At 63.2% G+C, this 26,340-nt stretch carries 26 protein-coding genes, 1 tRNA gene, 1 pseudogene and 1 riboswitch; of the genes and pseudogenes, 13 read left to right on the forward strand and 15 right to left on the reverse strand.

The window, feature by feature from the left end; all coding sequences use genetic code 11:
* Positions 1 to 7 precede the first annotated feature (7 nt).
* Positions 8 to 517: a tyrosine phosphatase family protein gene (locus AC07SZ_RS06990; RefSeq protein WP_494913813.1), complete on the reverse strand. Its 510-nt coding sequence runs from the start codon at positions 515 to 517 to the stop codon at positions 8 to 10.
* Entirely contained in the window at positions 514 to 1,560 is a 1,047-nt protein-coding gene (cobD, locus tag AC07SZ_RS06995; RefSeq protein ID WP_494913814.1) for a threonine-phosphate decarboxylase CobD, read from the reverse strand. The genes AC07SZ_RS06990 and cobD overlap by 4 nt, the downstream gene beginning before the upstream one ends.
* On the opposite strand from cobD, the gene cbiB reads away from it, so the two are divergent.
* Positions 1,559 to 2,533 carry an adenosylcobinamide-phosphate synthase CbiB gene (gene cbiB, locus AC07SZ_RS07000; protein ID WP_494913815.1) on the forward strand — a complete coding sequence of 325 codons (975 nt, stop codon included), beginning with the start codon at positions 1,559 to 1,561 and terminating at the stop codon, positions 2,531 to 2,533. The genes cobD and cbiB overlap by 2 nt on opposite strands.
* Here the strand turns inward: cbiB and cobO are convergent.
* The 4 genes from cobO to AC07SZ_RS07020 are packed head-to-tail and all read right to left on the reverse strand — an operon-like array spanning position 2,530 to position 4,682.
* Entirely contained in the window at positions 2,530 to 3,159 is a 630-nt protein-coding gene (gene cobO / locus AC07SZ_RS07005) for a cob(I)yrinic acid a,c-diamide adenosyltransferase (protein ID WP_056572660.1), read from the reverse strand. The genes cbiB and cobO overlap by 4 nt on opposite strands.
* Before the next feature lies 1 nt (position 3,160).
* Positions 3,161 to 3,676: a bifunctional adenosylcobinamide kinase/adenosylcobinamide-phosphate guanylyltransferase gene (gene cobU / locus AC07SZ_RS07010; RefSeq protein WP_056572663.1), complete on the reverse strand. Its 516-nt coding sequence runs from the start codon at positions 3,674 to 3,676 to the stop codon at positions 3,161 to 3,163.
* Positions 3,669 to 4,487: a CbtA family protein gene (locus AC07SZ_RS07015; protein ID WP_056572665.1), complete on the reverse strand. Its 819-nt coding sequence runs from the start codon at positions 4,485 to 4,487 to the stop codon at positions 3,669 to 3,671. The genes cobU and AC07SZ_RS07015 overlap by 8 nt, the downstream gene beginning before the upstream one ends.
* 15 nt (positions 4,488 to 4,502) lie before the next feature.
* Positions 4,503 to 4,682, reverse strand: coding sequence for a CbtB domain-containing protein (locus AC07SZ_RS07020; protein WP_027029535.1), 180 nt, complete (start codon positions 4,680 to 4,682; stop codon positions 4,503 to 4,505).
* Positions 4,683 to 4,718: 36 nt separating this feature from the next.
* Positions 4,719 to 4,916, reverse strand: a riboswitch (cobalamin riboswitch).
* Between the two features lie 144 nt (positions 4,917 to 5,060).
* Between AC07SZ_RS07020 and AC07SZ_RS07025 the strand changes: the two genes are divergently transcribed.
* Positions 5,061 to 6,230: an aromatic ring-hydroxylating oxygenase subunit alpha gene (locus tag AC07SZ_RS07025; protein ID WP_494913816.1), complete on the forward strand. Its 1,170-nt coding sequence runs from the start codon at positions 5,061 to 5,063 to the stop codon at positions 6,228 to 6,230.
* 3 nt (positions 6,231 to 6,233) lie between these two features.
* Here the strand turns inward: AC07SZ_RS07025 and AC07SZ_RS07030 are convergent, their stop codons facing one another.
* Entirely contained in the window at positions 6,234 to 7,433 is a 1,200-nt protein-coding gene (locus AC07SZ_RS07030; RefSeq protein ID WP_494913817.1) for an MFS transporter, read from the reverse strand.
* Between the two features lie 230 nt (positions 7,434 to 7,663).
* Between AC07SZ_RS07030 and AC07SZ_RS07035 the strand changes: the two genes are divergently transcribed.
* Positions 7,664 to 8,662 (forward strand): heparan-alpha-glucosaminide N-acetyltransferase, encoded by a 999-nt coding sequence (locus AC07SZ_RS07035; protein WP_494913818.1) that lies wholly within the window; start codon positions 7,664 to 7,666, stop codon positions 8,660 to 8,662.
* Positions 8,659 to 9,135, forward strand: coding sequence for a methyltransferase family protein (locus tag AC07SZ_RS07040; protein ID WP_494913819.1), 477 nt, complete (start codon positions 8,659 to 8,661; stop codon positions 9,133 to 9,135). Before AC07SZ_RS07035 ends, AC07SZ_RS07040 begins: the two co-directional genes overlap by 4 nt.
* A gap of 22 nt (positions 9,136 to 9,157) precedes the next feature.
* On the opposite strand, the gene AC07SZ_RS07045 is transcribed toward AC07SZ_RS07040, so the two are convergent.
* The 5 genes from AC07SZ_RS07045 to AC07SZ_RS07065 form a co-directional block, all read right to left on the reverse strand.
* Entirely contained in the window at positions 9,158 to 10,243 is a 1,086-nt protein-coding gene (locus AC07SZ_RS07045; protein WP_494913820.1) for a mandelate racemase/muconate lactonizing enzyme family protein, read from the reverse strand.
* A gap of 15 nt (positions 10,244 to 10,258) precedes the next feature.
* The gene (locus AC07SZ_RS07050; protein ID WP_494913821.1) at positions 10,259 to 11,425 is read right to left on the reverse strand and encodes a mandelate racemase/muconate lactonizing enzyme family protein; all 1,167 of its coding nucleotides are present in this window, start codon (positions 11,423 to 11,425) and stop codon (positions 10,259 to 10,261) included.
* Positions 11,426 to 11,556: 131 nt separating this feature from the next.
* Positions 11,557 to 13,089 (reverse strand): ABC transporter substrate-binding protein, encoded by a 1,533-nt coding sequence (locus tag AC07SZ_RS07055; protein WP_494913822.1) that lies wholly within the window; start codon positions 13,087 to 13,089, stop codon positions 11,557 to 11,559.
* A gap of 54 nt (positions 13,090 to 13,143) precedes the next feature.
* Entirely contained in the window at positions 13,144 to 14,085 is a 942-nt protein-coding gene (locus tag AC07SZ_RS07060; protein WP_494913823.1) for an oligopeptide/dipeptide ABC transporter ATP-binding protein, read from the reverse strand.
* Complete coding sequence (locus AC07SZ_RS07065) at positions 14,082 to 15,059, reverse strand: ABC transporter ATP-binding protein (RefSeq protein ID WP_494913824.1); 978 nt, start codon at positions 15,057 to 15,059, stop codon at positions 14,082 to 14,084. Before AC07SZ_RS07065 ends, AC07SZ_RS07060 begins: the two co-directional genes overlap by 4 nt.
* Before the next feature lie 236 nt (positions 15,060 to 15,295).
* Here AC07SZ_RS07065 and AC07SZ_RS07070 point away from each other — a divergent pair, with 236 nt between their 5' ends.
* From AC07SZ_RS07070 to AC07SZ_RS07080, 3 genes are all read left to right on the forward strand, one after another.
* Positions 15,296 to 16,240, forward strand: a complete 945-nt coding sequence (locus AC07SZ_RS07070; protein WP_494913825.1) for an ABC transporter permease — start codon at positions 15,296 to 15,298, stop codon at positions 16,238 to 16,240.
* Positions 16,240 to 17,130 carry an ABC transporter permease gene (locus tag AC07SZ_RS07075; RefSeq protein ID WP_494913826.1) on the forward strand — a complete coding sequence of 297 codons (891 nt, stop codon included), beginning with the start codon at positions 16,240 to 16,242 and terminating at the stop codon, positions 17,128 to 17,130. Before AC07SZ_RS07070 ends, AC07SZ_RS07075 begins: the two co-directional genes overlap by 1 nt.
* Positions 17,131 to 17,344: 214 nt before the next feature.
* Positions 17,345 to 18,202: a LysR family transcriptional regulator gene (locus AC07SZ_RS07080; protein ID WP_494913827.1), complete on the forward strand. Its 858-nt coding sequence runs from the start codon at positions 17,345 to 17,347 to the stop codon at positions 18,200 to 18,202.
* Positions 18,203 to 18,264: 62 nt separating this feature from the next.
* On the opposite strand, the gene AC07SZ_RS07085 is transcribed toward AC07SZ_RS07080, so the two are convergent.
* Together AC07SZ_RS07085 and mgtE are read right to left on the reverse strand one after the other, a co-directional pair.
* Positions 18,265 to 18,651, reverse strand: coding sequence for a MerR family transcriptional regulator (locus AC07SZ_RS07085; RefSeq protein ID WP_006203215.1), 387 nt, complete (start codon positions 18,649 to 18,651; stop codon positions 18,265 to 18,267).
* 136 nt (positions 18,652 to 18,787) lie between these two features.
* On the reverse strand, positions 18,788 to 20,200 hold the full coding sequence (gene mgtE, locus AC07SZ_RS07090) for a magnesium transporter (RefSeq protein WP_483125163.1): 1,413 nt from the start codon (positions 20,198 to 20,200) through the stop codon (positions 18,788 to 18,790).
* A 424-nt stretch (positions 20,201 to 20,624) separates the two neighbouring features.
* On the opposite strand from mgtE, the gene AC07SZ_RS07095 reads away from it, so the two are divergent.
* The 6 genes and pseudogenes from AC07SZ_RS07095 to AC07SZ_RS07120 form a co-directional block, all read left to right on the forward strand.
* Positions 20,625 to 21,245, forward strand: coding sequence for a response regulator transcription factor (locus AC07SZ_RS07095; RefSeq protein ID WP_494913828.1), 621 nt, complete (start codon positions 20,625 to 20,627; stop codon positions 21,243 to 21,245).
* 123 nt (positions 21,246 to 21,368) lie between these two features.
* Entirely contained in the window at positions 21,369 to 22,559 is a 1,191-nt protein-coding gene (locus tag AC07SZ_RS07100) for an aminotransferase class V-fold PLP-dependent enzyme (RefSeq protein ID WP_056572677.1), read from the forward strand.
* 11 nt (positions 22,560 to 22,570) lie between these two features.
* Positions 22,571 to 23,524: an HpcH/HpaI aldolase/citrate lyase family protein gene (locus AC07SZ_RS07105; RefSeq protein WP_494913829.1), complete on the forward strand. Its 954-nt coding sequence runs from the start codon at positions 22,571 to 22,573 to the stop codon at positions 23,522 to 23,524.
* A 38-nt stretch (positions 23,525 to 23,562) separates the two neighbouring features.
* Positions 23,563 to 24,747 carry a malate--CoA ligase subunit beta gene (locus AC07SZ_RS07110; protein WP_056572681.1) on the forward strand — a complete coding sequence of 395 codons (1,185 nt, stop codon included), beginning with the start codon at positions 23,563 to 23,565 and terminating at the stop codon, positions 24,745 to 24,747.
* A gap of 128 nt (positions 24,748 to 24,875) precedes the next feature.
* Positions 24,876 to 25,775, forward strand: a complete 900-nt coding sequence (gene sucD / locus AC07SZ_RS07115; protein WP_056572683.1) for a succinate--CoA ligase subunit alpha — start codon at positions 24,876 to 24,878, stop codon at positions 25,773 to 25,775.
* A gap of 52 nt (positions 25,776 to 25,827) precedes the next feature.
* Positions 25,828 to 26,085: pseudogene (locus AC07SZ_RS07120) on the forward strand (sensor histidine kinase); the annotation flags it as partial.
* 85 nt (positions 26,086 to 26,170) lie between these two features.
* Here the strand turns inward: AC07SZ_RS07120 and AC07SZ_RS07125 are convergent.
* Positions 26,171 to 26,255, reverse strand: a tRNA-Leu gene (locus tag AC07SZ_RS07125).
* Between the last annotated feature and the right edge of the window lie 85 nt (positions 26,256 to 26,340).

The following is a 26,340-nucleotide window of genomic DNA, read 5'->3' on the forward strand; positions in this document are numbered from 1 at the left end:
GACACAGCTAGCTGTCGATCTTCAGCGCGAACGGCGTTCCTTCAAAGGCATCCGCGCCACGCCCGATTGACTGGACCGCCTCGATCATGCGGCCGTTGCGCTCAAGCAGCGCATCGGCCACGGCAATCAAGCGCGGATTGGGTGTCGCCGAGGGCGACAGTGTCCGCAGCGTCCGGGCCAGTTCGACCTCGTCGCGCTTCGGCGCGAGCGCGGCTGCGATGATGTAGGCCGAAGCCGTCGAACGGCTGATGCCGGCATAGCAATGCACGACCATGGGCTTCACACGGTCCCAGCGGCGCGCGAAATCGAGCAGGTTGCGCACATGCTCCTCGCCCGGCATGGTCATGCCGTCCTGAGCCACTTCGATATCGTGCATGACCAGGTGCAGATGATTTTCCCGCGATATTGACGCCGGACGCGTCACATCCGTTCCGACGGAGAGCAGCGACAGCATGCGCTCGGCACCGGTCCTGGCCACCGTTTCCTCGATCTTCGACAGCGAACAAACATGGATCATGGTGTTAAACCCCTTAATCGATCCTCGCGCCGCGCCGCCCAATCGGCAAGGGCCGATTCGAGCCGCTGCCATTCCTCCTGACTCCCCGGCAGGCCGGCGCGCAGGACATGCGGCCGGCCGGAGAAATGCCGAAGCAGGACGCCACGCTCGCCAAGCGCCGAAAACAAGCCGGCGGCATCCGGCAGGCTGAGATAGCGGAACAGCGTGGTGCCGCCCGCGACAGGCACGCCGAAACGGTCGAACAATGAGTCGAGCCGCGCCGCTGCCTCCGCCAGGGAGGCCCGCATCGTTTCCTGCCAGCCGATATCGGCAAGCGCGCGGATGCCGTATTCCAGCGCCGGGCCGGCAACAGCCCATGGCCCGAATTGCGTTTCCAGCGCTTCCACCGTCGCTGCATCCGAAAGCGCGAAGCCAAGCCGCAAGCCGGCCAGGCCGAAGAACTTGCCGAACGAACGCAGCACGACGATGCCGCCTTGATCGACATCACCGGCGAGGCTGTGCTGGCGCGGGCCGACATCCATGAACGCTTCGTCGACGACCAGCAGCCCGCCTTTTGCACGCAGCCCGGCGGCCAGCGCCAGCAGCCGGTCGCGCTCGATGACGCGACCGTCGGGATTGTTGGGATTGACGATGACGGCAAGGTCGGCCTGCGCCAGCGCCGCGAAATCGCTGACTTCGCTCACCTCGTGACCGGCGATCGCCGCGGCACGCGCATGTTCGGCATAGGTCGGCCCCAGCACGAACGCCTTGCCGGGCCTGACCCGCGACGCCACGCGTGGCAACAGGATCTGCGTACCGGGCGCAGCGACGACGTTGGCCGGCGACGGCGCGCCGTAGGTCCTAGCCGCTATCTCTGTCAGCTCACGCGCCCGCCCGGCTTCCGGCAATCGCCACAGCGAGGTGGCGGGCAGGTCGAAAAGCGGGTAGGAGAGCGGATTGATACCGGTAGAGAGGTCGACGAAAGGCAATACGGCGTTGGGGAAAAGCACCCTCGCCCGGCCGAGACTTCCACCATGGTCCACCGCTCCTTCAAGAAGCTTCATGTCAGTCCTGATCGCTTTCCTGTCATTGGCCGTCGAATTCGCCCTCGGTTACCCGGATTGGCTGTTTCGCGCCATCGGCCATCCGGTGACGTGGTTCGGCAGGCTGATATCCTTTCTCGATCGCAGGCTCAACCGCGCCACTGATCCCGACGCATTGCGTCGTCAACGCGGTGTCCAGGCACTTCTCGTCATCGTGCTGGTGCCGGCGGTGATCGGCCTTTGCGTACAGCTTGTCCTGCTCTGGTTCGTTCCCCTGGGACTGGTCGTTGCCGCCCTTCTGGCGACATCGCTTCTGTCGCAGAAGAGCCTTTACGAACATGTCGAATCCGTCGCCGACGCGCTCGATACAGGCGGGCTGGCCATGGGCCGTGTCGCCGTCTCGCGAATCGTTGGCCGCGATCCCGAGGCGCTCGACCGCGCCGCCGTCTGCCGTGCGGCGATCGAAAGCCTGGCGGAGAATTTTTCCGACGGCATCGTCGCTCCCGCCTTCTGGACCGGTGTCGGCGGGCTGGCCGGCGGCGCCGCCTACAAGGCCGCCAACACCGCCGATTCGATGATCGGCCATCGCACCCCGCGCCACGAGGCTTTCGGCTGGGCGGCGGCGCGCTTCGATGACTGGATCAACCTGCCGGCTTCTCGGCTGACGGCGCTGCTGATCGTGCTGGCGGCTTTCCTGGTCGGGGACGCTGATCCCCGCAGCGCCTGGCATGCGGTGTGGCGCGACGCGAAAAAACACCGCTCGCCCAACGCCGGCTGGCCGGAAGCGGCCATGGCCGGCGCGCTCGGTCTGGCATTGGCCGGGCCGCGCAGCTATGGCGGCGTGCTGGTCGACGATGTCTTCATGGGTGAAGGCGGCCGCCGCGACGTCGACAGCGGCGACATCAGGCGGGCGCTGAGACTCTACCGCGTCGCCGACTATCTGCTGATCGCGCTGTTCGGCTTGGTCTCGGTGATCGCGGTTCTGGCGTTCTAGAACTCGATCCCCTGCTGGGCTTTCACGCCTGCCGAAAAGTGGTGCTTGGTCACGCCCATCTCGGTGACCAGGTCGGCCGCTTCGACCAGCGCCGGTTTGGCGTTGCGGCCTGTGACGACGACATGCAGGTCCTCGCGACGAGCCTTCAACGCAGCAACCACCGTGTCGAGATCGAGATAGTCGTAGCGCAGCGCTATGTTGAGCTCGTCGAGCACCACAAGGCTGATGGAGGGATCGGCGATCAGCTCCAGCGCCTTGGCCCAGGCGGCTTCCGCCGCCGCGATATCGCGCTTCAGATCCTGCGTTTCCCAGGTGAAGCCCTCGCCCATCGCGTGCCAGACGACGCGGTCGCCGAAGGCAGCGAAAGCATCCTTCTCGCCCGTGTGCCACTTGCCCTTGATGAACTGGACGACGCCGACCCGCTTGCCATAGCCAAGCATCCGCAGCGCCAAGCCGAAGGCGGCTGTCGTCTTGCCCTTGCCAGGGCCGGTGTTGACGATCAGCAGTCCTTTCTCGACCGTCTTGCTCGCCACCTCGGCGTCCTGCACCGCCTTGCGTTTGGCCATCTTGGCGCGGTGGCGCTCTTCGTCCCGGTCTTCGTTGGTCTTGCCGTCGATATCGGTCATCTCATTTCACCTTGAGCGGCAGCCCCGCCACCATCAGCAGCACCGTATGGGCGATCGCCGCGATCTGCTGGTTGAGCCGGCCGGCCTCATCACGAAAACGGCGCGCCAGTGCGTTGTCCGGCACGATGCCCTGCCCGACTTCGTTGGATACCACGAACCACGGCCCGCGCGGCCGCGACAACACATCCGCCAGCCCCCGGCATTCAAGCCCCAGGTCGTGGTCTGCCAGCATGTGATTGGTCAGCCACAGCGTCAGGCAGTCGATCAGCACCGGGCGGCTATCGGGCAAAGCCTCGAGCGCGCCGGCAAGGTCGAACGGCGCATCGATGGTGGCCCAGCCCGCCCCGCGTCGCGACCGGTGCAGCGCTATGCGCTCGCGCATCTCGTCGTCATAGGCTTGCGCGGTGGCGATATAGGCCCACGGCGAGGGCAACGCCGTCGCCAGGGTTTCGGCGTGCGCGCTCTTTCCCGAGCGCGCACCACCGATGATGAAGGTCAGCTTGCCGCGATCAGGCAAAGCTGTCGCGCAGGCTGTTCGCGGTGCCGGTGAAGCGTCCGCGCACAACGCCGACGACAGCGCCAAGCACCAGCCAGAACACCAGATTGGTCAGCGTCACCGCCACCACGAACTGGTGGTGCAGGCCTTCCGGGATCGGTGTCTCGAAGCTGTCGGGCTGCGGCGCCCCGACGATATGCGGCGCCACGATCAGCAGCACCGCAAGGATGGCAAGCGGCAGCGACTTGCGGAACGCGATCAGGCCAAGCCCGATGGCGGTCGCGATCACCGTCGCCACCCACCAGATCTGGCGCTGCGTGAGGTCGGCCGCCGGCATGGCCGGCAGTTCCGGCGGCAGGCCGAGGCCGGGCGCCAGTGTGAACACGGCAAAGCCGGCCAGGCCCCAGAACACGCCCTGGCGCCAGTTGCCGATGCCGCCGGCGAATTCCGAAACAGCGACCAGGATCAGCGCGAAGCCGATGCCGGTGACGACGTTGGACACCACGTTGAAGGCAAAACGTTCGAAGCCGTCGGCCGGCGCCCAGCCCTCGTCCTCGGCCGGAGCTGCCGCTGCGGCCGGAGCCGGGGCGGCGGCGCTCATGGCATTCGATGCCGCTGGCGCGGCGGAACTCATTGCGTTGCCGCTGGCGGCATCAGCCGAGGCCGCGGGTGCCGCGGCATGGTCATGGCTGTGGCCGCCTTCGGCCTGTTCGTAGACTTCCGCCTTGAGGATCAGCGGCACGGTGGCATAGGCCTGCATGCAGGCGAGAACGACGCCGGCCACGAGCCCCGCGATCGCCGCGATGAACACGACGTTGCGAAACAGATTCATGATGTCAGGTCCTCGTCAGTGGCAGGGAAACGCCATCGAATGCCGGTTGTCATGACCGGCATTGTGGACCGCATCGATATGCGAGAAGCCGACGAAGCCGATGATGAAGGTGCCGAGCAGCGCGGCGAGCGCCAGCTGCATGAAGCGCGACTGCGAGGAGACGGAAGCGCCGAGGGAGACGGAAGCGGTAGTCATGTCTTGTCCTTTCACCCTCCACCCGAGGGCATCGAAGTCAGTTTCCTGTCGCCGGCAGGTCTCCTGGCTCACGGATCAGCGCCCTTCCCCACCTTCCCGAAGACAAATCTTCAGTGGCATATGGAGAGGACTACCGCACACAGTTGCGGGGGCAGCAACGGCATTGGGCAACAAGTCAGCCCGCACCGCATTCCCTCTTGGCTCCAAAATGGAACCGACGACATCAGCGACTATAGGCAGAATCACCGCCTCCGGCAAACCAAATTCCGCCGGTAACCAGCGCGATTACGCCATGCCGGCAACATCAGCGGTCATCGGCGCCACAATTGACAATTATGCTGGCCGGGTGTCGGCTGGCCACTTCACAGGAAGCCAGCCATGCAGCCCATTGCCAGCGAGCGCGATCCCTATAACGGCCTGACCCAGGCCGAACCCACCCTGCCCTCATCGGCCTATTGGGACGCAGCGGCCTATCAACTGGACCTCGATGCCATCTGGTACAAGAACTGGCTGCTGGTCTGCCGCGAGGCCGATCTGGCCCAGCCGCTGGCCTTTCGCCGATTCCGCATCGGCACGCAGGACATCATCGTTCTGCGCGACGACACCGGCGCGTTGCGTGCCTTCCACAACACGTGCCGGCATCGCGGCTCGCAGCTTTGCCAGGAGAGCGAGGGCCGGCTGAAGGCGCGGCTGATCACCTGCCCCTATCATGCCTGGTCCTATTCGCTGCGCGGCGACCTCGTGCGCGTGCCGTCGAAATCATTGCCGGATGGCTTCGACAAGGCCGACCATTCGCTCTATCGCGTCGCACTCTCCGTATGGCGCGGCTTCGTGTTCATCAATTTGCAGGAAGATGCGGACGGCACGGCGCAGGCATCCTTCGACCCAGCCTCCGGCAATCTCGGCAACTGGCCTTTGGAAAAGCTGGTGGCGGGCCATGTGCTGCGCAAGGTGATGCACTGCAACTGGAAGATCTTTTGGGAGAACTTCAACGAGTGCCTGCATTGTCCGGGCGTCCACAAGGACCTGTCGCGGCTGGTGCCGATCTATGGCCGCGGCCTGATGAGCCGGCATGACGACCCCGAATGGACCCGCCACGCCGACAATGACGCGCCGGAGTTTTCCGGTGGCCTGCGGGCGGGCGCCGAAACCTGGTCTAGCGACGGCAAGACCCATGGGCCGGTCTTCTCGGGATTGACGCCAGCCGAACGCGCCGCCGGCCAGACCTACGCCACCAGCCTGCCCTCGATGTTCATCGTCGGCCATGTCGACTATGTCAGGACAGTTCGGCTGGTACCGCTCGGGCCGGAACAGACGGAACTTGTCGCCGAATGGCTGTTCGCGCCCGAGGCGCTGGCCGCGACCGACATCGACAACATCATCGCCTTCGGCACACAGGTGCTGGAGGAGGATGCGGCGATCTGCGAGGTCAATCAGAAAGGCCTGCGTTCGATGCGCCACGCCGCCGGCGTGCTGATGCCCGAGGAATATGAACTGCACCGCTTCCACAACTGGGTGCGCGAGCGCCATGCGGCACTTTCACCGTGATCCTCACAGCGACTTCGGCAGGTAGCGCCAGGTCACGAAGCCGCACGCCGCCGCCAGCAGGCTGAGCGTGACGAATACCGAGCCCAGTCCGAAGAAGGCCAGCACCACCGAATAGACCAGCGGCGGCGTCAGTTCGGAAAAATCGAGATAGGTGCGGTAGACCGCAGCCATCTGCGGCCGTTCATAAGATCGCACAGAACGCATGAAGGCGGTCGAGCCCAGGGCATCGAGCGCGATGGTGAAGAACGCGCCACCAAGCAGGAAAGCGCCGGTCAACAACGGTGCGGTCGCTCCCACCGTGCCCGCGGCCAGCAGCATGGCCGACATGGCGAAATAGGCAAATGTCATGGTGCGCCGGCCGCCAAAGCGTTTTCCGGCCTTGCCCCAGAAGATCGCCATGAACAAAAGCGCATTGCCGGCCGAAACAAGGAGGCCGCCGGCAATATCGCCCTGGCCGGTGATCACCATGAACAGCGGCCCATAGACGAAGAACGTCGTCCAGAAGCAGGAGCGGCCGAAGGCGATCAGCCAGGCGAGCCTCAATCTGGGCTGCGCGACGAAGCGGCCGATATTGGCGAGCGGATTGGCCGGCCGGGTCCTGCCGGGCCGGATCGACTGGTTGTCGCCCAGCCGATAGGTCCAGAACAGCGCCAGCAAGGCCAGCGCGAACACCGCCACCGCTCCATGCGCCGCATAGATGCCGAAGCGTGTATACAGGAAGATGCCGAGCGTCGGCCCGCCGGTCCAGGCCAGCATCGACCACGCCATGCGCAGCGATTCGGCCTGCATGAAGTCGGTCTTGCGTATGTGGTCCATGATGTAGAGATTGAGCGTGATCGACAGCGCGCTGGCGCCCATCACCCGGCACAGCATCCCGGCCAATTGCCCGGCAAGCGTATGGGTGACGAAGAACAGCGAGCCGATGGCGAGCAGGCAGGCGCCCGCCGTATAGACCCAGCGCCGGGCAAAGCGGCGGATCAGCATCGGCATGAACAAGGTCACCGACAGGCCGAGCAGCGCCACGATGGTATAGAGGATCGAAACGATCTGCTCGTTGTGCAGGATCTCGTAGGCCTGGATCGGGATGACGCTCGACACCGTGGCTCGGGCAAAGGACTCCACCGCGTAGAGCGAGGCGAAGGTGCGCGCATCCGCGGCCTTGAGGGCCGGGAGCCAGATCGGATGGCGCACATGGGTGGACATTGCTTCCCCAAAAGCAGAATCACCGGCCAAATCTGCCTTGGCCACTTCCGGGCGATTAAGAGGAAACCGACGCATATCCGGCAAAAAGCGAAGTCGGTCAAAGACTTCCCGGCGCTGGCCTAAAGCGGCGCCTGATGCAAGAGACATCGCCCATGCCGCTGCTCGCGGCCTTCTTCTGTCCCGTCCAACCGTGATAGTCCTCAAGCGGGGCTGAATCAGATCGCGAGACCATGACCATCCATACGCCGACCGTACCCGTTCCGGAGCCATCCCGGCGCATCGTCGCCATCGACATCGTGCGCGGCATCGCGCTGCTGGCCATGGCGAGCTACCATTTCACCTGGGACCTGGAATTCTTCGGCTACACCGACCCGGGCCTCACGGCCTTCGGCTGGTGGAAGATCTATGCGCGCTGCATCGCCTCGACCTTCCTGTTCCTGGTCGGCGTCAGCCTGTACCTTGCCCATGGCCGGCAAATCCGCTGGAACGGCTTCTGGAAGCGGTTCGCCATGGTTGCCGGAGCGGCGATCGCCATTTCGGTCGTCACGCGGATCGCCACGCCTGACGGCTTCATCTTCTTCGGCATCCTCCACCAGATCGCGCTCGCCAGCCTGCTCGGCCTTGCCTTCCTGCGGCTGCCCGCGCTGCTGACGCTTGTCATTGCCGCGCTCGTCATCGCGGCGCCCATCTATCTGCGCTTCGAGGCTCTGGATCATCCCTGGCTGTGGTGGATCGGCCTGTCGGCGATCAATCCGCGATCCAACGACTATGTGCCGCTGTTTCCATGGTTCGGCGCGGTGCTTGTCGGCATCGCAGTGGCGAAACTCGCCTCCGCATCCGGCATGCGAGCCCGCCTTGCGCACCTCAAACCCGGACGCTGGGCCAACCCGCTGGTCTTCATCGGCCGCCACAGCCTCGCCTTCTACCTGATCCACCAGCCGCTGCTGATCGGCTGCGTCTGGCTGTTCTCGCAAGTGATGCCGGCCCAGGTCGAAACCCCGCAGGTCAATTTCCTCAAAACCTGCCAGCGCTCGTGCGAGCAGACGCGCAACGCGACCTTCTGTTCGAGCTATTGCGGCTGCATGCTGACGACGCTCGAGGGCGAAGCATCTCTTGATCGGCTCGAGAACAACGACCAGACTGCGGAGTTCAGGGCGCATCTGGGCGATCTGGCCGGCAGCTGCACGGCCCAGACCGAAGACAAGATGGATGAGGGAGGAACGCAATGACCGAAACCCTGCCGAAGCCCGGGGTGATCCCGTGGCCGCCGGTTATCTACACCGCGGCGATCGCCGTCAGCGTCATCCTCGGCATGCTCTACCCCCTGCCGTGGATCGGCGATCTCCTGGGCGACCTCCTGTTCGCGGCGGGCTGGGTGGCATTGTTCGGCGTCGCCGTACTCTGGTTCACCGCCATCCGCACCATGATGCGGGCCAGGACAACGCTCAATCCCAATGCCGTGCCCGACCATCTCGTCACGACGGGCCCTTTCGGCGTCACCCGCAACCCGATGTATCTGGCCAACACACTGCTGTTGATCGGCGTCGCCTTTGTCACGGGGATAGCCTGGTTCCTGCTCTTTGCCTTCATCGCCGCCTTCCTCACCCAGAAGCTGGCGATCGAGGGCGAGGAAAAGATACTGGCGGCGAAATTCGGCAAGAAATACCGCGACTACGCGAAGCGGGTGCGGCGCTGGATTTGAGCTTCGGAGCCGAAGCTGCCTGTCACGCAAGCAGTTTGGCCAGCACCTCATTGTTCAAGGCGTAGCCGACACCTGGCACCTGCGAGAGCGCGACATTGCCGTCATCGCCGATCGAGAACGTCTCGAGGAAAACCGATCCGTAAGGGGTGTCGAAATCGCCGTCGTAATATTCGGCATAGATGCCGTTCGGGATTGCGCCGATCAGCGGCAGATGGATGTGCTGTGGTCCGTGCGCGGCAATGGCGGCGCCTTGCGCCTGTGCGAGCGCGGAAACCTTCATGAACTCCGTAACCCCGCCCATCCAGCGAGCATCCGGCTGGACAATGCCTACCACGCCGGTTGCCATCAAATCGCGAAAGCCGTGGACACGGTACTCCTGCTCTCCTGCGGCGATGGGGATCGACGTCTGCATACCGACCCTTGAGAACCCGGCATAATCCTCCGGCCCGACCGGCTCCTCGAACCAGGCAATGTCGAAGGCCTCTACCCGTCTGGCAAATTGAATGGCCTCATGGGCGCGATAGGCACAGTTTGCATCGATCATCAGCTTGATGTCAGGCCCGAGCGCCGCGCGAACGGCGCCGACGCGGGCCGCATCCTCGACATGTGAGAGCCGCCCTACCTTCATTTTGACGGCCTTCGCGCCCTTCTCGACATAGCCGGTCATTTCAGCCTGCAGATCCCGCAGCGTCTTGTCGGAACTGTAGTAGCCACCCGCTATGTAGATGGGCACGCGATCGCGATAACCGCCGACCAGCCGGTGCAGCGGCAGACCTGCAAGCTTCGCCTTGATGTCCCACAACGCCATGTCGATCGGGGCAAGGGCCGCGGTCTCGAAGCCGCGCCGTCCATACATCTTGCTGTCTGAAAGCATTGCCCAGATCCGTTCGGTCATCGTTGGATCCACGCCTATGATCCGCCTGCAGAATTCTTCCCTGAACTGCCTTTCTCCCGGTGAGCCGCTGCCGATGCCGACGCCGGTGAAACCATCATCGGTTATGATGGTGACCACGCCCATCTGCATATCGGTCCAGGTATGCTTGCCATTGGAGACCGGCACGGGCCGCGGCCATCGATAGTATTTCGCTTCGGCACTAAGGATTTTCATGAGGTAAAGCCCGTCTCAATGCTCGACATTTGAACCGTCGACATGCTGCCGCATCGCGATATCGATCGTCCCTCTTGGAAAACGGCCGCGCACATTGTCCGACAGGCCGATACCCAGCCCCGGGCCGACCGGAACTGGAACATATCCGCCCTCTTGATGCGGTATCGCGTCAACCAGCGCGCGCCCGACCAACTCGGTTGAGCAGACGCCGTCGAGATAGAGCGACGTCGGATACTCGCAGATCAGAAGATTTGGAATGGCGGCGCAAAGGTGCAGGCTTGCCATGGTCGCAACCGGCGAGAAAGTGTTGTGCGGGACGACGGCGATATCGAATGCCTGGGCAAGGGCCGCCACCCGCATCGCTCCCGTGAAGCCACCGCACAGGCCGATGCACGGCCGCAAATAGGACGCCGCCCCCGACATGCAGAGCTGCCTAAAGTCATCGAGGCTGTAGACGCGCTCGCCGGTGGCCACGGGGACAGGCACATTGGCCTGCACGCGGGCCATGGCATCAATCGAATCCGGACGTATGGGGTCCTCATAGAACAACGGACTGGCGTCGCGGATCGCATGGCCGAACGCTATCGCTTGCGCCGGGTTCAGCCGGCGATGGACATCGATGCACAGGTCAACATCGAGGCCGACCGCCTCGCGGATGGCGAAGACGAGGCTTGTGGCGGCTTCCATCGCGCGGGCAAAGCTGACGGAAAGCGGCGTGCTTGCGTCATCCAGGAACGGATTGACGTGGCCGATCGCGCTATAGCCGGCATCGCGCAACGAGAGGCAGGACTGGATCAACTCGTCGGCGGTGTTGCCACGCGCTTGCCCATAGATGCGTATCCTGTCGCGCAGCGGACCGCCGAGCAGGCTGCAAACAGGTCGGTCGAGACGCTTGCCCTTGATGTCCCACAGCGCGATGTCGATGGCGGAAATCGCGGCCGTGATGATGGCGCCGTCATAGCTGCCGAAACGATGCAGCGTATCCCAGTGATGTGCGATGCAATCGGCATCCTTGCCGATGAGATACCGACCGAACTTCTCGATCGTCGCGGCGGTCGCCTCGATGTGCGCCCAGGCTCCTGCCTCGCCTAGGCCCACCAGCCCGTCATCGGTTTCGATTTCGACAAACAGATATTTGTCGACCGACAACGGCTCGACCCGTCGGATTGAAGAGCTCTGCATGTCCAGCTTTCATGTACAAATGGTTTGGGGGGGCAACATCGAGAGGTAGCCGACAGGTCGCGGGCCGCGTCCTGTCGAAGCGTTATGAGTGGCTGGGATCGATGGCGTGCCAGCACGCCATCGGAAATCCGTCACGCCCGTTTGAAATAGTTAAAATTCCAGTCATTGCCGTTCGGCATGATGGCCGGGACGATGGCCTTGGAGTGGCCGTAGGTGACCACTTCGTTGGTCAGCCAGACGAAGGCGGCCGACTGATCCATGATCTTCTGCATGTCACGGATTTGTGCCATGCGCGCGTCGTGGTCCATGTTGGCCGAGCTCGCCTTGTGCAGCGCGTCGTATTCGGGGCTCGACCAACGCTGCCAGTTCCAGTCACCGATCTGATTCGTCTGGAAGAAGCGGGTGTTGAAATTTGCGTCGACATGGGCGTTGAAGCGCAGGATGAACAGTTCGAGCGCCTTGCCGCTCTCGCCCTTGCCGGACGACCAGTAGGACGCGCCCTCGCGCTGGTCGATCTGCAGGTCGATGCCGATTTCCTGCAGCTGCGCCTGGGCCACCAGGGCCATGTTCTGGAATGCCGGCTCGTTGAGGATGGTGATCTTGAACGACAGGTTGGACTGCCCGGCTTCGGCAAGCAGGTTCTTGGCCCTGTCGACATCGCGTTTGTAAACCGGCGCGTCGGGCCAGTTGCCATCGACACTGTCAGGCAGCATGGCGTTCAGCCGTTTGGCCTGCCCTTCATAGCCTGCGTCGACCATCTGATCGACATCCAGACCGTAGCGCAGGGCCTGGCGGACCCTGATGTCATTGAGTGGCGCATGCTCCACATTCATGCCCAGCCAGACGAACCGTTGTCCCGGCATGGTCAGCACCTTGATGTCGGGCAATTGCGCCAGTGCGGGATCGGCGCCGATCGCCAGTTCCGTGAAGTCGATTTCGCCCGAGCGCAGCGCCAGCTCGGCTGTCTTGGGATTGGCAACCAGCTGCACCGTGCAGGTCGGGAAATCCGGGTGGCGGCGGCTGTACTCCGGGTTCTCGGCCAGGATGACGCGCTGGCCAGGCTCGAAGGATTGAACCTTGTAAGGTCCCGACCCTACCGGATGCTGGCGATGCTTGAGCCCCAGCGCCTCGACCGCCTTGCGCGAGACAATGACGCCGGAGCCGCCGGCCAATGCCACGTTCCAAAGCGCGGGCGATGGTTCGGACAGAATCAGCCGCCCCGAATATTTGTCGTCGACCTTGACCTCTACGAGGCTCGCCCAATCATCCTTGTAAGCGGAGATCTTGCCGTCGGCGTCAGGCTTGGCATAGCGCTCGAAGGTGAACTTGACGTCGTCGGTGGTCATCTCGCCATAGCCGTCGGTGAACATCTGCCCCGGTTTCAGCTTGAAATGGATCTCTGTTGGCGAGACCTGCTCGATGCTTTCGGCAGCGTCGAGCTCCCATTCGTAGATGTTGGGCTTGAAGGCGATCAGTTTCTGGAAAATGCTGCGGATGACGTTGCCGTCGACCTGACCGGTCCGGTAGTGCGGATCGAGCACTTCCGCGCTCTTGGAGACGCGCAGCACAAGGTTCATCTTGCCTTGCGCAAATACCGGCCTTGCGCCAGCAAGCAGCAGCGCGGCGGTAGCCGCCGATGCCGACAACAGCGATCTTCTGGTCATTACAGGGTGGCAGGCCATGGATCTTACCTCCGGATGGTGGATTGCGAAAACAGCTCAGGCGAGAGACAACGAATAGGGGAAATGGCAGCGCACCGACCGGTTCTCGGGCAAGCGCTGCAAGGGTGGCGGATCGGTCTTGCAACGCGTCTTGGCCGCGGGGCAGCGGGTATGAAAGCGGCATCCCCCCGGCGGGTTGATGGCGCTCGGAATTTCGCCTTGCAGGATGATCGGCTGGACGGCCGGGATCGGCCCGTGGGCCGCGCTGGTCGACAGAAGCGCGGCTGAATAGGGATGCGCCGGCTTGCGAAACAGCGCCTCGGTTTCGCCATCCTCGACGATCTGGCCCAGATACATCACCATGACGCGATCGGTGACGCGGCGGATGACGCGCAGATCATGGCTGATCATCAGGTAGGTTAGCGACAGCTCTTTCTGGATTTCGATCAGCATGTTCAGCAGCCCGCCCTGGACGGAGACATCGAGACCGGCTGTCGGCTCGTCGGCGACGACGATGCGCGGCCTCAGCGCCAGCGCGCGCACGATCGCCAGGCGCCGGGCCTGGCCGCCCGACACTTCATGCGGGTAGCGGTCGTAGATCGACTTCGAAAGCCCGAGCCTGGTCGTCAGCGTCTCGATCCGGTTCCATGTTTCCTCGACGGGCAGATCGTGGATGGTGATGACTTCGCGAAGCAGGTTCCTGACCCGCATGCGTGGCGAGAGCGAAGCGACGGCATCCTGCATGATCAGCTGCACGGTGCGCCGGAACAGGCGTGCGTCCTTGGCGAGATAATCCGACACCGGCCGGTCGAAGACCGTCAGTTCTCCGCCACTTGGCGTCCGTAGCCCGACCAGCAGCCGGCACAATGTCGATTTGCCCGATCCGGATTCACCAACCAGGCCAACGCGCCCGCCCGGATCGACACTGAAGGAAATATCGTCCAGGGATTTGACCGTGCCATAGTGAGCGGACACTTCGTCGAGGGAGATGGCCGTCACGCGATCTCTCCCACCCGATGGCAAGCGACCTTGCGCAATGCATCCAGATCGCGAAGCGGCGGCGACGCCCGCAAGCATTCATCCGCCACATAGCCGCAGCGCGAGGCGAAGATGCAGCCTTCGCCAGGCCCCGCCGGGTCCGGCACCTCGCCAGGAATGAACACTAGCGGCGCGTCACTGGTCTGGTTGTCGATCATGCAGGCCATGAGCGCACGCGTGTACGGATGTGCCGGCGCGGCCGCGATCGCCGCGGTGTCGCCGACTTCGACCACCGTTCCGCCATACATCACGCAAATGCGCTCGCACAGCCGCGCCACGAGACCGAGATGGTGCGAGATGAACAGGATCGATCCTGACAGCTTGGTCCTGAGCTCACCAAGCAAGGCAACGATCTGCGCCTCGATTGTTGCATCGAGCGCTGTCGTCGGCTCGTCGGCGATCAGAAGATCGGGTTCGGCCAGCAATGCCATGGCAATCAAGACGCGCTGCCGCATGCCGCCCGACAGGTCGCCTGGATGGCTGGCGAGCCGCAGTGCAGGGTCGGCGATGCCGACTGCCTCCAGCGCACGCAGGGCACGAGCGGCGGCATCGGCGCGGCCGATGGCGGACGAGCGTCGGCGGATGACGTCGATGAGATGCCGTTCCACCGAGAAGAGGGGATTGAGAGCCGTCATCGGATCCTGGAAGACCATGGCGATGCGGGTTCCCCGCAAAGCCCGCATGCCGGCCTCATCCAGCTCCAGCAGGTTCACTCCGTCGAGTACTATCTCGCCGCTCAGCCTGGTCGTATTGGCAGGCAGCAGCCTGATGATAGCGTTGGCAAGACTGGACTTGCCCGATCCCGACTCGCCGACGATGCCCATTATGCAGCCGCGCGGAATGTCGAGATCGATACCCCTGAGGATGCGGGCATCACCGCGGCTGGTGGATGCGGACAGTTCCAGGTTGCGTATTTTGACGAGAGGTTTGTCCAACAGTCCGATCCATGGCGAAGGGCGCGATCCGACTGCCGGCGGCGCCTCGCTGATTGCGAAGCCAGACCACCATCTGCCCTCCCTTCGACATCGGAAAACTTCTGGAGATCGCTTGAAAATGCAAATTCGAAAACACCATGACGGTATGGGGAATCGCCATGGCCGCTTTCGCCGCCCTATTGCTATCCTGCAGCAATCAGAAAATTGCCGACGTCTGCAAGGGTGGAAGGGTAATCATGGATCGGGCCTATATCGTTCGTCGCGTCCTGACGGCGGCGACGTCGATCTTCAGCGCCATGCTGCTGTTGTTTTGTCTGTCGAGCGCCATTCCCGGTGACCCCGCGACCGTGCTGCTCGGCCCGCAAGCGAGCCCGGAATATGCTCGCCAGTTCATCGCCGAGATGGGATTCGATAAACCGATATACGAGCGTCTGTTCCTGTTTTTCATGCATGTCCTCAGCGGGAATCTTGGTACCGATGTCATTACCGGCAGACCTGTCACGGCGATCGTGCTTGGAGTATTGCCGTGCACCATCTATTTGGCGCTGGCATCGATCGTGATCGCGGTAGCGGCAGGCATTCCACTTGGAATTTTTGCCGCCACCCATAGGGGGACGCGGGCCGACACCATCCTCGCCACCGTCTCGATCGTGTTCGTCTCGATGCCGAGCTTCATTCTCGGGATCATCTTTCTTGTCATCTTTTCCGTATGGCTGAACTGGCTGCCGATCCTGGGCGGCGGCGAAGGTTTTCTGGATCAGGTCCAGCGCCTTGTCCTGCCGGGCGTCGTGCTGTCGCTCGGCTATATCGGGATGATCGCCCGGCTTGTCCGCGTCTCGATGCTCGAGGTTCTCGGCGAAAGCTACATCAGGACCTCGCGGGCATTCGGCATTTCACCCGCGCGTATTGTCAGCACCTATGCCTTGCGCAACGCCATGCTGCCGACACTGGCCACGCTTGGCATGATCGTGGGCCGCCTGCTTGGCGGCGCTGTGCTGATCGAGATCCTGTTTGCGCGCCAGGGTCTCGGGACGACGCTCTACGATGCGATCGTCAGCCGCAACTATCCGGTCATGCAGGGCGTGGTTTTCGTGGTCGTGGTGATTTTCGTCGTTGTCCAATTCATCGTCGAACTCGGCTATGCCCTGATCGATCCGCGCATCGGCAAGGCGACGCGCTGATGACCGTCGCACTGAGCGAAGTCACCTCACCCAGCCGATCCGGCATGCGCGCTGCCGCGGCTATCGTGCGGGAGATCATATCGACCCCGGGAGGTGCGATCGGTTTCGCGATCGTCCTTGTAATACTGGCTTGTGCGGCATTCGCGCCCTTGATCGCCACCCACAATCCCGATGCACTCGATATCGCGCATCGTTTCGCGACGCCGTCGTCGACGCATTTCTTCGGCACTGACCAGCTCGGTCGCGATGTCTTCAGCCGGCAAATCTACGGTTCACGCATCGCCATGCTCGTCGCCCTTTCGGCTATTCTGACCGGGCTCATCGCCGGAGTCGTCCTCGGTGTGGCCGCCGCCTACACCACGCCTTTGATCGAGCGTCTGATCATGACGGCCTTCGACGCTGTGTCTTCCTTCCCAAGCATCATCCTGGCGCTGGCACTGGTCGCGGTGATGGGGCCATCGCTGCCCATGGTCGTGCTGATCGTGGCCGTCACGCTGGTCCCGCAATTCGGCCGCGTCGTGCGCGCGCAGGTGCTGTCCGTCATTCATTCGACCTTCATCAAGGCCGAACTCGTGCTCGGCGCGACGAAATCCCGGATCCTGGCCTTCCACGTCATTCCGAATGTACTTGCTCCCGTAGTCGTGCTGGCCGCCATGGAAGTGCCGGTGGTGATTGCGCTCGAGGCCGGACTTTCCTTTCTCGGCCTCGGCATTCGGCCTCCACTCGCCAGCTGGGGCAGCCTGCTGCAGGACGGCTACCAGAACATGTCGAAAGGCTACACGCCGGTGGTCGTGGCCTGTCTGGTGCTGGCGGTCGCCACGCTCGGCTTTACGCTTTGCGGCGAAGCGCTGCGCGACGCCATCGATCCACGTTCGCGTCGGCGCGCCTAAACTCTCGCTTTGGAATTCTTCCTGCAAATCCGGTCCGCCTCTGGATGGCAAGTGCTTGGGCCGCACTTGCCATCCAGAGGTCGCATTGTTTTAAATGACGTCGGATTTTCCGGATGATGACACGGCTGGACGGGCCATGCTGGGAAACCGCGGGTCGGTAGCTGGAGGCCGATCGTGCAGGCGAAGCTCGACAGAGGGCATCAAGGACAGCCTCATGAGACGTTTCAACATTTCGACCACGATGGTTCGCAGCTTTCTGGAAATTGCCAACCAGGGCAACGTGACGCGCGCCGCCAGCCGGCTCAACAGCACCCAGTCGACGCTCAGCCATCAGATCCAGAAGCTGGAAACCGAGCTCGATGCCAGGCTCTTCGATCGCAAGAACAATGCGATGGAGAAGACGCCTGACGGCGACTATTTCCACCTGCAGGCCAACAAGATCGTCCAGATACTCGACGAGATCGATCTTTATTTCCGACCGCGGCGGACGTCCAAATCCATTTCCATCGGCATCGTGAACGACTGCTTCAAGCCCGGCATCATCAGCACGATCAACGCCTTCAACCGCGCCTTTCCGGACGTCACTGTGGAATTCAGGACCGAGTCGTCAGCGAAGCTTGCGAAACGCGTCAGGGATGGCGAGGTCGAGATGGCGATCGTGCGCGATCTTTCGGAGACGCCGGAAGCCGGCGAGATTCTATGGTCCGAACCACTCATCTGGGCCGGCGGCCCTGCCTACAAGCATGGTAGCGATGGTCCATTGCCGCTTGTTTTCTTCCCGGACCCCTGCGTCTACCGGCGATATGCGCTGGACACACTGGAGGCGCATAATGTGCCGTACAAAATCGTGTCCGACAGCGGATCGTGGACGCTCTTCGAAAGGGCATTGCGCTCAGGCGTCGGCATATCGCTGGTCACATCGGACGTCTGCAAGGTTTGCGGGGTGGATATTATCGATCCGAGATTGCCGCCGGCACCTGTCGCCCATGCCTGCCTGATCACTGGCAAATTCAGCAACAAGACGGCAGCGCGTGACCTTGTCGAGCGCCTGAGAGGCATGGCATTTGCCTGATATGCCCATATCGAGCAAACGCCTGCCAACCCATCCCGATTCCCTCGGATGAAACCGGCCACTCAGGTGTTGACGCCAAGCTCCACGAGCCGCTCGACGCAGGATTCCTCGGCCTGGTCGAGTTCGGCCAATGTCTCTTCGAGGTCGCGGCGCTTTTGCCTCAGATCCTCGCGCTTTTCCTCGATGCGCTTGATCATAAGCTTGAGCTGCCCGACCTCGCCCGGCGGCTCCTTGTACATCTGGATGATTTCGCGGATCTCGTTGATCGAGAAGCCAAGCCTTTTGCCGCGCATGATCTGCCGGATGAGATGGCGGTCGGAGGGACGAAACAGCCGCGTGCGGCCACGCCGCACCGGCTGCACCAGGCCTTCGTCCTCATAGAAACGCAGCGTCCGCGTCGACACGTCGAATTCGCGGGTCAGTTCGGTGATCGAATAATATTCCCGCATTGTCACTCCAAGTCGGAATTCCGGGCGACCGCCACGCGGCGCCGCCTTCTGTCCGAACCAAACCCTCGGCCGCCGGAATCGACATGGCCCCCAAGCGAGCCTCGCACGGCATTTACGTAAAAGTCAATTGAGGCGACTACCTCACGCCGAACCACCAACTTGCAAGGCCAAGGAAAGCGAAAAAGCCGACGCAGTCGGTGACGGTGGTGACGAAAACCGCCGACGCCACGGCCGGGTCGATCTTGAACCGGTCGAGCAGCAGCGGGATCAGGATGCCGGCAAGTGCGGCCGCGAACATATTGATGATCATCGCCGCTCCGATGATCCCGCCCAGATTGGGATCGCGAAACCAGACGGCGGCGACGATGCCAATCAGAACGGCAAAGACGATGCCGTTGATGAAGCCCACCCCCATTTCGCGGCGGATGATACGGGCGGCATTGTAGATGTCGAGGTCCTTCGTCGCCAGCGCCCGCACGGTGACGGTCATGGTCTGCGAACCGGCATTGCCCCCCATGCCGGCCACGATCGGCATCAGCACCGCGAGCGCCACGATCCGCTCGATCGTGTGGTCGAACAGGCCGATCACCGACGCCGCCAGAAATGCCGTGACAAGGTTGACCAGCAGCCAGGGAACGCGCGAACGCGAGGTGGCAAACACCGTGTCGGAGAGTTCCTCGTCGCCGACGCCGCCCATGCGCAGCAGATCTTCCTCCGCTTCCTGCTGGATGACGTCGACGACATCGTCGATGGTCAGCACGCCGACCAGCCGCTCATTCTCGTCGACGACCGCGGCTGACAAGAGATCGTACTGCTCGAACTCCCGCGCCGCCTCTTCCTGGTCCATGGTGGCCGGAATGGCGTGGCGCGTCTCGTGCATGACGTCCTCGACCTTGACCGCGCGCTTGGTGCGCAGGATCTGGTCGAGGTCGATGGCCCCCAACAGCTTGAAGGTCGGATCGATGACGAAGATCTGGCTGAAGCGCTCAGGCAGGTTCTTGTCCTCGCGCATGTAGTCGATGGTCTGGCCGATGGTCCAGAACGGCGGCACCGCGACGAACTCGGTCTGCATGCGCCGCCCGGCGGTCTCTTCGGGATAGTCGAGCGAGCGGCGCAGCCTGATCCGCTCGGTAAACGGCAGCTGCGACAGGATCTCGTCCTGGTCTTCCTTTTCGAGATCTTCGAGAATGTAGACCGCGTCGTCGGAATCGAGTTCCTGCACCGCCTGCGCGATCTGTGCATTGGGCAGGTGATCGACGATCTCCATGCGGATCGCCTCGTCGACCTCGGTCAGCGCGGAAAAGTCGAAATCGGCGCCCAGCAACTCGACCAGGGCCTGCCGCTGTTCGGGATGCAACGCCTCGATCAGGTCGCCGAGCTCCGATTGGTGCAGATGGTCGACTTCATGCTTGAGGGTCAGCGTATCGCGATCGGCGATCGCGGCCCCGATCTGGGCAAGGAAGGACGGAAGGACCGCACCGTCCTCGCCATAGATATCGGCCCGGGCATCGTCAGCCGCCTTGGCGGAGGTCGTCTGCTTGTCCTCCACCACCGCCTCCCGCCATCCCGGAAAAATTGTGCCTTCAGGTCTAGAGCATCGGCCCCTAAAGCGGAAACCGGTTTCGCGGAAACCCGATGCATCTCGCGTACAGACGCGATTCGATCCGAGAACTTATCGCTCTAAGGCACGGAATATCAAACGAAACGCCTGCTCCACGTCGCCCGGTGAGTGTATCGCGGATGCCAGGCCTGGCAATGCCTATCCATCAAGAACCAGCCAATCCCGGCTTCAGACGGCGCGACAGCCGATGTCGCTGGGGAAAGAGCACCCCGGCGCGATTGGGGCAGAATTGTCATGATACGGGTCCAGGCCTGAAGCCTGACCTGTGAGTTGCGGCATTACCAGCCCAGGACAAAAACGGCCCTTGAACAGCAAGCCCGGGAAAACGAGCAAGGCAGTTGGCGACCGGCGCATGCGCATTGTCGTCGCCGAGCGCAATCCATTCGTCATATCGGCGCTGCGCGAAATGCTCGAATGCGACGGCCGCTTCGAATTGTTGAGCACCGTGCAGAGCGGCAGGCAGTTCCTGGACCTGGCGGCAAAGGGTGGGTTCGACGTCGCTGTCATCGGCTGGAAGCTCGCCGACATGGACGGCGCCGATGTGCTGGCCGAGGTCCAGAGCCGCAAGCTCGACGTGCGCATCACCGTCTTTTCCAACGACCATGATATCGGCATCCTGAAGCAATGCGTGCGGCTCGGCGCCCAAGGCTACTGTTTCCAGTTCGACGACCCAGCCATCATCTTCGACACGATCCTGGCGGTCGCGCATGGACGCATCTGCATCCCCTATATCGACATCAACAAGGTCAACGACACGCCGCTCGCGCAGCTCACCGTGCGCGAACGCGAGCTGCTGGCGGTGCTTTCCGATGGCTGGACCAATCTGCAGATCGCCACGCGGACCGGCATTTCCGAGAACACGGTGAAGTATCACCTCAAGAATCTCTACGACAAGCTCGACGTCCGTAACCGGGCGATGGCCGTCGCGCTCTATGCCCGAGAGAGACGTACCCAGAAGCAGCCTTTCGGGTAGGCTGACCGGGTAGGCCCGCCCCACCCGCGCGCGGCGAGATCTTACCCGCCAAGGTGTTGTTGGCTTTAGCCGTCGAAACGAAACTCCCCCCACCGCTTTGCTGGATCAGGAGGAGTTCGCATCATGGCCGGTTTCACCCATCTTTTCATTCCCGGGCCGACCAACATCCCCGAACAGGTCCGGCAGGCGATGAACCTGCCGATGGAGGACATGCGCGCCGCGTCCTTCCCCGATCTCACCTTGCCGCTGTTCGAGGACATCAAACGCGTTTTCAAGAACGAGACCGGCCGCGTCTTCATCTACCCGTCCTCCGGCACCGGCGCCTGGGAAGCAGCGATGACCAATGTCCTCAGCCCCGGCGACCGCGTGCTGATGTCGCGCTTCGGCCAGTTCTCGCATCTGTGGGTCGACATGGCCGAGCGCCTCGGCTTCGAGGTCGACGTGATCGACTGCGAATGGGGAACCGGCGTGCCGCTCGAGCTCTACGCGGAGCGGCTGAAGGCCGACAAGACGCACCGCATCAAGGCCGTCTTCTGCACGCAGAACGAGACAGCGACCGGCGTGACCAGCGATGTCGCCGGCTGCCGCGCCGCGCTTGACGACGCAAACCACCCTGCCCTGCTGTTCGTCGACGGCGTATCGTCGATCGGCTCGATCGACTTCCGGCAGGAAGAATGGGGCGTCGACTGCGCCGTCAGCGGCTCGCAGAAGGGCTTCATGCTGCCCGCCGGTCTTGGCTTCCTGTCGGTGAGCAAGAAGGCGCTCGTCGCTTCGAGGAGCGCCACCCACCGGCGCTGCTTCTTCTCCTTCGAGGACATGATCCGCGCCAACGACGCCGGCTACTTCCCTTATACGCCGGCGACGCAGCTGCTGCGCGGCCTGCGCGCTTCGCTCGACCTGATCGCCGAGGAAGGGCTGGAGAACATCTTTGCCCGCCATCATCGCCTCGCCGAAGGCGTGCGCAAGGCGGTCGATGCCTGGGGCCTGAAACTCTGCGCCAAGGCGCCGAAATGGCATTCCGACACGGTGAGCGCCATTCTGGTGCCTGAAGGCATCGACAGCGGCGACGTCGTCAAGCGCGCCTACCGCACCTACCAGACTTCGCTCGGCGGCGGCCTCAACAAGGTGATGGGCAAGGTCTTCCGCATCGGCCATCTCGGCTGGCTGAACGAGGTGATGGTGCTCGCCTCGCTTTCGGCGGCCGAAATGGCGCTGCTCGATTGCGGCGTGCGGCTGGCCCCTGGCTCCGGCGTCGGCGCCGCCATCCAGCATTTCCGCGCCTCGGCCGCCGTGCCGGTCGCCGAAGCCGCCTGAGGGACCAGACGATGAGCCACACCATCAACCACCTCAGGAAATTGAGACTCCAGCGCAGCGAGCTGGCGGTTCCCGGCTCCAGCCCGGAGATCATCGACAAGGCAGCCAACAGCGCCGCCGACTTCGTCTTCCTCGACATCGAGGACGCGGTCGCACCGCCCGACAAGGAACGCGCCCGCAAGAACATCATCCAGGCGCTCAACGACATCGACTGGCGCGCCAAGGGCAAGACCGTCTCGGTGCGCATCAATGGGCTGGACACCCACTACATGTACCGCGACGTCGTCGACGTGATGGAACAGGCCGGCGACCGGCTGGACACCATTCTGGTGCCGAAGGTCGGCGTGCCGGCCGATCTCTACATGGTCGAGGCCATGGTCAACCAGATCGAGATGGCCAAGGGTTTCAAGACCCGTGTCGGCTTGGAAGCCCTGATCGAGACCGCGCTCGGCATGGCCAATGTCGAGGCGATTGCCGCGACGCCTGGCCGGCTGGAAGCCATGCATTTCGGCGTTGCCGACTATGCGGCGAGCTGCAAGGCGCGCACCGTCAATATTGGCGGCCTCAATCCCGATTATCCCGGCGACCAGTGGCATTTCGCGCTATCGCGGATGACCATCGCCTGCCGGGCCTATGGCTTGCGCGCCATCGACGGACCGTTCGGCGATTTCTCCGATCCGGAGGGTTACATCGCCGGTGCCAAGCGCGCGGCGGCACTCGGCATCGAAGGCAAATGGGCGATCCACCCCTCGCAGATCGCGCTCGCCAACGACGTCTTCTCGCCGCCGGAAAAGGAAGTCGCGCGGGCCAGGCGCATCCTCGAGGTGCTCAAAGAGGCCGAGGCCCTGGGAAAAGGCGCCGCCGCACTCGACGGCAAGATGATCGACGCCGCCTCTGAACGCATGGCGCGCAATGTTCTGGTGGTCAACGAGGCCATCGAACGCGCCGGCCAACTAACTGGCTAACGACCGCGCCACGTATTGACGATTCAGGGAGGACAACAATGGACATCCACGAATATCAGGCCAAGGAACTGCTCGCCCGGCACGGCGTGCATGTGCCGCGCGGCGGGCTGGCTTACAGCCCCGAACAGGCGACCTACCGGGCGCGCGAGATCGGCGGCGGCAAATGGGTCTTGAAGGCGCAGGTTCACTCAGGCGCCCGCGGCAAGGCCGGCGGCATAAAACTCTGCGCCAATGACGAGGAGATCTCCAGCGCCGCTGAAGCGATGCTCGGGCGCAAGCTGGTGACCCAGCAGACCGGCCCGCGCGGCAAGCTGATCTCCAGGCTCTATCTCGAGGAAGCGGTCGATATCGCGCAGGAGCTCTATGTCGGCTTCGTCCTCGACCGCAAGGAAGAGCGCGTGATGATCGTGGCCTCGGCCGCCGGCGGCATGGAAATCGAGGACATCGTCGAGAAGGCCCCTGATTCCATCCTGCGCACCTCGGTCGATCCCGGCGTCGGCATGCAGCGTTTCCAGGCCCGCGAGATCGCCTTTGGGCTGGGCCTCGATCATGACCTGATCGGCAAGGCGACCGAGACCATCTTCAGCTGCTACCAGGTGTTCCGCGACTACGACGCCTCGATGCTGGAGATCAATCCGCTGGTGGTGACGCGCGACGGCAATCTGATCGCGCTCGACGCCAAGATGTCGTTCGACGAGAACGCGCTGTTCCGCCGCCCGGAAATCTCCGAACTGCGCGACAAGAGCCAGGAAGACCCGCGCGAAACCTTCGCCAGCGACCGTGGCCTCTCCTATGTCGGCCTCGACGGCAACATCGGCTGCATCATCAATGGCGCGGGGCTCGCCATGGCGACCATGGACATGATCAAGATCGCCGGCGGCGAGCCTGCCAATTTCCTCGATATTGGCGGCGGGGCGTCGCCGGAGCGGGTGGCGAAATCCTTCCGCGCCGTGCTCGGCGACAAGAATGTCGAGACCATCCTGGTCAACATCTTCGCCGGCATCAACCGCTGCGACTGGGTCGCGGAGGGCGTCATCAAGGCGATACGCGAGGTCGGCGTCACCGTACCGCTGGTGGTGCGGCTCTCCGGCACCAAGGCCGAGGAAGGACGCCGCATCCTGGCCGATTCCGGCGAGGCGGTGATCGTCGCCGACACACTTGCCGAAGCCGCCGAAAAAGCCGTCGCCGCCTGGCGCGCGGCCGCCAAGAAAAAAGCAGCCTAGAGTCGGATGATTTCAGGTCGATTCGACTTGAAATCTGAATCCGTCTCTAAAATCAAACAGATAGAGCATGATGTCGCCCGAAAACCTCTTCACACTTTTCGGCATCATGCTCTAGGGAGGTCGAAAAAATGGCAATCCTGCTCAACCGCAGCACCCGGGTCATCGTCCAGGGTTTCACCGGCAAGATCGGCAGCTTCCATGCCGAGGACATGAAGCGATACGGCACCAAGCTTGTCGGCGGCGTCACCCCCGGCAAGGGCGGCCAGACGCATCTCGGCCTGCCCGTCTTCAACACCGTCAAGGGCGCGGTGCGCGAAACCCGCGCCGAGGCGAGCATCGTCTTCGTGCCGCCGCCCTTCGCCGCCGATTCGATCATGGAGGCCGCCGATGCTGGCATAAAACTCTGCGTCTGCATCACCGACGGCATCCCCTCGCAGGACATGATGCAGGTCAAGCGCTACATGCGCCGCTACCGCTTCGAGGATCGCATGCGGCTGATCGGCCCGAACTGCGCCGGCGTCATCACGCCCGGGCAAGCACTGATGGGCATCATGCCAGGCTCTATCTACCTGCCCGGCCGCGTCGGCATTGTCGGCCGCTCCGGCACGCTCGGCTACGAAGCGGCCTCGCAGATGAAGGCGCTCGGCATCGGCGTGTCGACCAGCGTCGGCATCGGCGGCGACCCGATCAACGGCTCCTCCTTCAAGGACATGCTGAAACTCTTCGAGCAGGACGACGACACCGACGCCGTGGTGATGATCGGTGAGATCGGCGGACCGCAGGAAGCCGAAGCCGCGATCTGGGCGCGCGACAACATGCGCAAGCCCCTGATCGCCTACATTGCCGGCCTCTCCGCTCCGAAAGGCCGCCGCATGGGCCACGCCGGCGCCATCATCTCGGCCTTCGGCGAGTCGGCGCAGGAGAAGGTCGAAATCCTGAAGGAGGCAGGCGTCATCATCGTGCCGACGCCGTCGACGTTTGGCGAAGTGGTGGCCGATACGCTGGCGCGGATGAAGAAGGCGGCGTGATCTCAAGAAATCTGGGCAGTCGCTCGCCAGACATTTTTGCGGGAGGAACATTGATGTCCGGCACATCGAGGATCTGATCGACGAGACCCCTGACCTATCTGCGCAACGACGTATCGACGGAAAGCTGCAGCGGGCCGATATTGCCAGCGTGCTGCAAACCGTCTGCGCCGAATTCTCCGATGTCGGGTTCGCGGTTTCCTATTCCGGACAGATCCAGGGCCACGGCGGCAGCATCGAGTTGCACGACAACCAGCCAACCGGCCTCGTCGTTACCGTCGATCTGCCGAACGAACCAAACGTCCAGCCGCTACAGAGCGGCGCCGCACTCGGGCCCGATGATCGCAGGATTGCCGGAGGTGATTTCACGAGATCCGAAGGCCCGCTTCGGGAAATATTGGTGCGGTCGAGAAGACTCGAACTTCCACGGGTTGCCCCACAGCGACCTCAACGCTGCGCGTCTACCAATTCCGCCACGACCGCACGTGGTAGGAGCCGGAACCGACCGGCTCGCGGCGTGTAGCAAATCGTTTCCGGCGAAACAAGTGCGCCGCACGCAATAATCTCA

The organism is Mesorhizobium sp. GW821-FHT07A06 (assembly GCF_059419085.1).

Bases quoted from the DNA above. Each gene is read 5' to 3' on its own strand.
- AC07SZ_RS07015 (WP_056572665.1), bottom strand. From the start codon at position 4,487: ATGAATCTGTTTCGCAACGTCGTGTTCATCGCGGCGATCGCGGGGCTC.
- cobO (WP_056572660.1), bottom strand. From the start codon at position 3,159: ATGACCGATATCGACGGCAAGACCAACGAAGACCGGGACGAAGAGCGC.
- AC07SZ_RS07070 (WP_494913825.1), top strand. From the start codon at position 15,296: ATGGATCGGGCCTATATCGTTCGTCGCGTCCTGACGGCGGCGACGTCG.
- AC07SZ_RS06990 (WP_494913813.1), bottom strand. From the start codon at position 517: ATGATCCATGTTTGTTCGCTGTCGAAGATCGAGGAAACGGTGGCCAGG.
- AC07SZ_RS07110 (WP_056572681.1), top strand. From the start codon at position 23,563: ATGGACATCCACGAATATCAGGCCAAGGAACTGCTCGCCCGGCACGGC.
- AC07SZ_RS07075 (WP_494913826.1), top strand. From the start codon at position 16,240: ATGACCGTCGCACTGAGCGAAGTCACCTCACCCAGCCGATCCGGCATG.
- AC07SZ_RS07100 (WP_056572677.1), top strand. From the start codon at position 21,369: ATGGCCGGTTTCACCCATCTTTTCATTCCCGGGCCGACCAACATCCCC.
- AC07SZ_RS07055 (WP_494913822.1), bottom strand. From the start codon at position 13,089: ATGACCAGAAGATCGCTGTTGTCGGCATCGGCGGCTACCGCCGCGCTG.
- AC07SZ_RS07030 (WP_494913817.1), bottom strand. From the start codon at position 7,433: ATGTCCACCCATGTGCGCCATCCGATCTGGCTCCCGGCCCTCAAGGCC.
- AC07SZ_RS07105 (WP_494913829.1), top strand. From the start codon at position 22,571: ATGAGCCACACCATCAACCACCTCAGGAAATTGAGACTCCAGCGCAGC.
- AC07SZ_RS07050 (WP_494913821.1), bottom strand. From the start codon at position 11,425: ATGCAGAGCTCTTCAATCCGACGGGTCGAGCCGTTGTCGGTCGACAAA.
- AC07SZ_RS07020 (WP_027029535.1), bottom strand. From the start codon at position 4,682: ATGACTACCGCTTCCGTCTCCCTCGGCGCTTCCGTCTCCTCGCAGTCG.
- cbiB (WP_494913815.1), top strand. From the start codon at position 1,559: ATGTCAGTCCTGATCGCTTTCCTGTCATTGGCCGTCGAATTCGCCCTC.
- AC07SZ_RS07080 (WP_494913827.1), top strand. From the start codon at position 17,345: ATGAGACGTTTCAACATTTCGACCACGATGGTTCGCAGCTTTCTGGAA.
- AC07SZ_RS07045 (WP_494913820.1), bottom strand. From the start codon at position 10,243: ATGAAAATCCTTAGTGCCGAAGCGAAATACTATCGATGGCCGCGGCCC.
- AC07SZ_RS07095 (WP_494913828.1), top strand. From the start codon at position 20,625: ATGCGCATTGTCGTCGCCGAGCGCAATCCATTCGTCATATCGGCGCTG.
- AC07SZ_RS07040 (WP_494913819.1), top strand. From the start codon at position 8,659: ATGACCGAAACCCTGCCGAAGCCCGGGGTGATCCCGTGGCCGCCGGTT.
- AC07SZ_RS07085 (WP_006203215.1), bottom strand. From the start codon at position 18,651: ATGCGGGAATATTATTCGATCACCGAACTGACCCGCGAATTCGACGTG.
- cobD (WP_494913814.1), bottom strand. From the start codon at position 1,560: ATGAAGCTTCTTGAAGGAGCGGTGGACCATGGTGGAAGTCTCGGCCGG.
- sucD (WP_056572683.1), top strand. From the start codon at position 24,876: ATGGCAATCCTGCTCAACCGCAGCACCCGGGTCATCGTCCAGGGTTTC.
- AC07SZ_RS07035 (WP_494913818.1), top strand. From the start codon at position 7,664: ATGACCATCCATACGCCGACCGTACCCGTTCCGGAGCCATCCCGGCGC.
- AC07SZ_RS07025 (WP_494913816.1), top strand. From the start codon at position 5,061: ATGCAGCCCATTGCCAGCGAGCGCGATCCCTATAACGGCCTGACCCAG.